We start from the raw sequence: 364 nt of genomic DNA, 5'->3' as shown, positions 1-364 counted from the left end.
CCTCAGGCACGCAGCGCTTCCTCGCCGAAAACGGCGTCGACGCGCAGAAGATCAACAAGGTCCTGGAAGGCCGCCCCCACATCGAAGACGCCATCCGCAACCGCCAGGTCCAGATCGTGTTCAACACAACGGATGGCCAGAAGGCGGTGTCGGACTCCAAATCGCTGCGCAGGGCGACGCTGATGCAGAAAGTGCCGTATTACACGACGTTGTCGGGTGCCGCGGCCGTGGCGGAAGCGATTGCGGCGTTGAAGGCGGGGAGTTTGGAAGTCAGGCCGCTGCAGGAGTATTTTGCCTGAGGTGATTGGCTCTCTTCTCCCCGTTCAACGGGGAGAAAGGTAGATCGGAAGAGCGTCGTGTAGGG

Annotated in this window: 1 protein-coding gene; it reads left to right on the top strand. The window is 61.3% G+C overall.

All coding sequences use genetic code 11. The annotated features are described in order from the left end of the window. Positions 1-299: hypothetical protein (locus X742_RS01000000171330; protein WP_032925244.1), on the top strand; the 299-nt coding region annotated here is incomplete at its 5' end. Positions 300-364 lie beyond the last annotated feature (65 nt).

The organism is Mesorhizobium sp. LNHC229A00 (assembly GCF_000502415.1).
GTDB lineage: Bacteria > Pseudomonadota > Alphaproteobacteria > Rhizobiales > Rhizobiaceae > Mesorhizobium.
The sequence above is the reverse complement of the archived record's forward strand: the minus strand, read 5'-3'. Positions and strand labels throughout refer to the sequence as shown.